General features: G+C 71.6%; 4 protein-coding genes. 1 reads left to right on the top strand and 3 read right to left on the bottom strand.

Going from position 1 to position 4411, the window contains the following annotated elements; all coding sequences use genetic code 11:
* From mhpA to AB8Z36_RS31495, 3 genes are all read right to left on the bottom strand, one after another.
* A partial coding sequence (gene mhpA, locus AB8Z36_RS31505) for a bifunctional 3-(3-hydroxy-phenyl)propionate/3-hydroxycinnamic acid hydroxylase MhpA (protein ID WP_369216803.1) occupies positions 1–1515 on the bottom strand: 1515 nt, incomplete at its 3' end.
* Between the two features lie 7 nt (positions 1516–1522).
* Positions 1523–2473: a fumarylacetoacetate hydrolase family protein gene (locus AB8Z36_RS31500; RefSeq protein ID WP_369216802.1), complete on the bottom strand. Its 951-nt coding sequence runs from the start codon at positions 2471–2473 to the stop codon at positions 1523–1525.
* A 28-nt stretch (positions 2474–2501) separates the two neighbouring features.
* Entirely contained in the window at positions 2502–3647 is a 1146-nt protein-coding gene (locus tag AB8Z36_RS31495) for a VOC family protein (protein ID WP_369216801.1), read from the bottom strand.
* Positions 3648–3782: 135 nt separating this feature from the next.
* Here AB8Z36_RS31495 and AB8Z36_RS31490 point away from each other — a divergent pair.
* Positions 3783–4411, top strand: a 629-nt coding sequence (locus AB8Z36_RS31490; protein ID WP_369216800.1) for a TetR/AcrR family transcriptional regulator, incomplete at its 3' end; no start/stop codon positions are given.

The raw sequence follows: 4411 nt of genomic DNA, 5'->3' as shown, positions 1-4411 counted from the left end.
CAGGAGGGACGCCCAGGCTGCGGTGTCGGTGAAGTCCGCGCCCCCGGGTGGGACGACGTCCATGACGGTGCGGTCGGGGCGCAGCAGGACGGCGTCCGCGCGACCGGCGCGCAGCCAGGCGGCGAGCGTGCCGTCGTCGCCGAGGCCGGTCACGGGGATGACCTCGGCGCCGAGCGCGTGGGCCAGGGCGTTGAGCGAGGGCCAGGGTTCGGCTGCGGTCAGCACGGTGAGGGAGTCGCCGAGCACCTCGTCGAGACGCGTGCGCCAGCCCTCGGCCGTGACCCACGGCTGCGGGCACTGGGTGCCCGCCAGACTTCTGCGCGCACGGCGCCGGACGAGGGGACCTGCGGTCAGGGGCGGGCTGATGTCGCAGGCGGCCATCGCGGTCAGGCCGGGGATGCGGCAGGCCGCACCGAGGAGTCCGCGGCGCAGTGCGGCGGCGCCGTCCTGCCCGCCGGTCATGGCCCAGCCCACGGCGACCGCGAGCCGGATGACATGCCGGGCGTGCCGCCTGCGTTCACCTTCGTACGTGTCGAGCAGCCGCTCGTCACCGCCCTGGTGGAGGACGCCGGCGAGTTTCCAGGTGAGGTTGTACGCGTCGCGCAGGCCCGTGCACAGGCCCTGTCCGATGAACGGAGGGGTGAGGTGGGCGGCGTCACCGAGCAGGAAGACGCGTCCGTCGCGCCACCGGTCGGCCAGGCGCGCCCGGAAGGTGTACTGCGTCTTGCGGAGGATCTCGAAGTTCCCGTCGTACGAGGGCGGCAGCCAGGGCGCGACCAGATCGCGTACCGGCTCCTCCCCGTCCCGCAGGCGGAACTCCCAGCGGTAGCGGTCCTCGCCGACGCGCATGAAGGTCGCCGGGCGGTGCGGGTCGCAGACCTGGTCGGCGCCCTCCCAGCAGCGGACGTCGGCGTCGGTGCGGACGTCGACGACCGTCCAGCGTTCCTCGAAGCGCAGGTCCTCCCAGTGGGCGCCGATGGCGTCGCGGGTGAGACCGTTGGCACCGTCGCAGCCGAGGACCGCCTCGGCCCACAGCTCGTGTTCGCCGGCGTCGTCCGCATAGGTCACGCGCACGGGGCCCGCGGTGTCCGGGCCGATGCCGGTGACCTCCGCACCACCGCGCAGGTCGCACTCGGGGCGGCGGGCGAGGGCGTCGCGCAGCAGCCGTTCGAGCTCCGGCTGGTCGAACATGCTGGTCTGCGGGTAGCCATGATGGCTGTGCCCGGTGCGGCGGAACTCGGCCATCACCCGGTGCCGGGCGTCAAGGAGTCGCAGCCCGTTCGCCGGGCGGGCGATCGCGGCGAATTCCGCACCGACACCCGCCGCCTGGAGGATTCTGCGGACCTCGTCGTCGGTGGCGACGGCTCGGGGCAGAGGGTAGACGTCGTGGTGGCGTTCCAGGACGACGGTGCGGATTCCGCGCCGGGCCAGGAGGAGGGCGGCGGTCACACCCACCGGTCCGGCGCCGATGATCACGACGGGTGCGGGTGCGGGTGCGGTTTCGTCGATGGTCATGTGCGGCTCACCTCGGGGGGCGGTTCGCGTCCGCGACCGGCGTGCGCTGCTCGCCGAGGTCGATACGGCCGTCCGGGGTCGCGATCCTCGCCGTGATCACATCACCGGAGTGCAGGTAGTGCGGGTTTTTGGCCTGGATCTGGAAGAACGCCTTCCATTTCCAGGCGGGCGGCAGCAGCGCGCCGATCTTCTCGACGGGCTTCGGCGGGGCCTTCAGGGCGGTGCCGCCGGGTGTGCCGGTCAGCAGCAGGTCGCCGGGGCCGAGAGTCTGGAAGCGGGCGAGCAGGGTGAGGGCCCGCGCCGGGCGGACGATCATGTCGGCGAGGGTGCGGTCCTGGCGCGGCTCGCCATTGACGGACAGTCTCAGGCGCAGGTCGAGGAGGTGGGTGAAGTCCTCCGGCGCCAGCAGCGCCAGGTAGGGACCGGTCGGGGTGAAGGTCGGGTACGACTTGCTCTCGTAGAACTGTGTCCTGGTCAGCTGGACATCGCGGGCGCTGACATCGTTGGTGACCACCAGCCCGGCGACGTAGGACGGCAGGTCCCGCTCGTCGACGACGGTGCCGATGGGCAGCGGCGCGGCCATGACGAGCCCGAGTTCGATCTCGTAGTCGAGGAATCGCACGTGGGAGGGCCGGATGATGTTCTCGTGCGGGCCGCTCAACGAGCCGGACGCCTTGCGGAAGAACGCGGGCGGTATGTCGTCGGTGAAGCCTGAATCGCGGGCGTGGCTCCGGTAGTTCACCATCTGGGCGACGACGCGGCAGGGGGCGGTGACCGGCGAGAGAGGGGCCAGGTCGGCGACGGGTGTGCCGGTGCCGGTGGAGGACTCCGCCTCGCGTACGGCAGCACGGTCGGCGATGAGTTCGGCGGTGGTGGCGGCCTTGGTGTCCACGGGGACGGCGCGGCCGCCGCGGAGAACCCACCAGCCGTCGGCGGTGCGCAGGACGTTGGTGCTCATGTCAGTACCTTCGTGATGGGGTCGGGGTTCAGGACTTGGTGGCCTTGAGCAGGCCCAGCAGGCGTGCCGTATCCATCTCGTTGTCGCCTCTGAGTGCCTTGATGACGTCGCGGACCCGCTGCGGGGAAGGGTTCGCGCCGAGGAAGTCGCGGGTGGCCGGCGGGCCCCACTGGGCCAGCCCGTTGGTCGACATGGGGGCCCACCCCGGCTCGACGTCGCAGGTGAACAGGTCGCCGTCGGCGAAGTGTTCCAGCATGAAGTGGTCGGGGTCGCGCCAGTAGTCGAAGAGCTGGCTGCCCTGGATGTGCCGGCCGATGCCCCAGCTGCGCTTGTATCCGCGCTCCTTGAGGTACTCGCCGCCGGCGGCGATGGAGTCGAGGTCGGTGACCTGGTAGGCGGAGTGGACATAGCCCGTGCCCGGCCCCAGATGCATGGCCAGGGTGTGGTGGTCGGCCGGCACGCTGCCCAGGTCACAGCGTACGAACGCCATCGTGGGGCCGCGGTCGCGCCGGCCGTCCAGGTACAGGAAGTCCGACACGATCATCCCGAGCGTGTCCAGGTACCACTCCAGGGCCCGCCCGAACACTCTGGTCTCCAGCACCACATGGCCCAGGCGCTGGATGCGGGAGGGTTCACGCGGCGGGCGCTGGGTGGCGTTCGTACGACGGTGCTCCTTGCCGAAGTTGAGCGGCAGCGGCTGCTGCTCGGGCAGCGTCGGCAGCGCCTCCCCGCAGGACACGACCCGGACCGGGAAACCGGAGGGGTCGAGCAGGTCGACCGCCATGCCGCCGCCGGGAACGTCCGCCTCCCGTACGGACGTGCCCGTGCCGCGGGCCAGCCGGTCCAGGTCGGCTCGCTCGGCGGCCCGGAACGCCGGGCCGATGAAACGGGACGCGCGCCCCTTGCGGATCACCGTGCAGGGTGATCCCGCGAAGGTGCCGCGCAGCCACAGCTCCCGCTCGCTGCGGGCGGCGATGCCGAACCCGAAGTCCCGGGCGAAGATCTCGGCGCGGTCCAGGTCGGGCTTCTCGAACTCCAGCCAGGCCAGGTCGGCCACCTTGATCACCGGATTCCGGGAGCGGCCGGGGCGTTCGCCGCGCAGGGCGCCCCGCTCGCTGTGGAGGTGCTGGTGGGCCGTGCTGACGTCGGCCCCGTTGACGCGGGTTTCAGACATGGTCCCCTCCGAGCGACATGACCAAGATGAGGAAATCATCAACTTTGACAGAGTCGTCGTCAAGGTGTTCATGGCGAGGAATGATGAATTCATCAGAGCTGCTGTGGTCATCGTTCGCACGGGTAGACTCCGCGCATGCCTACATCAGCCCCGCCCGGCAACCGCTTCGAGCGGCGCCGCGCCGAGACCCGGCGCGCTCTCGTGCATGCGGCACGGCAGATCCTCGCCGAGGCCGGGGACACCGGCGTCAGCATCCAGGCCATCGCGGAGCGCGCCGACGTCGGTTTCGGCTCCTTCTACAACCACTTCGCGTCGAAGGCCGAGCTGTTCGACGCGGCCGTGCTGGACGCACTGGAGGAGTTCGGCCAGAGCACCGACGAACGCCTGACGGGGATCGACGACCCGGCGGAGCTCGTCGCGGCGGGCTTCCGGCTCAGTGCCTGCATGGCCGACTCCCACCCGGAGCTGATGCAAGTCCTGCGCCGTCGAGGCCTGGGACACATCCACCGGGACAACGGCCTGTCCCGGCGGGCGGCACGCGACCTGGAGGCCGGCATGGCCTCCGGCCGCTTCACCACCGTGGACCCGGCGGTCGCCCTGTCCGCATTGGGCGGCACCCTGCTGTCCCTGGTCGAGCTGCGCTTCGCCCGCCCCGACCTGGACGGCGACCAGGCCGCACGCGACCTCGCCGAGATGGCCCTGCGCATGCTGGGCGTCCCGCCGGACGACGCCCACGAGGTCGCAGGGCGCCCCCTCCCCCGCCC

The organism is Streptomyces flavofungini (assembly GCF_041028215.1).
Taxonomy (GTDB): domain Bacteria; phylum Actinomycetota; class Actinomycetes; order Streptomycetales; family Streptomycetaceae; genus Streptomyces; species Streptomyces flavofungini_B.
Note: the sequence above shows the minus strand (reverse complement) of the source record. Positions and strands in the feature narration are given on the sequence as shown.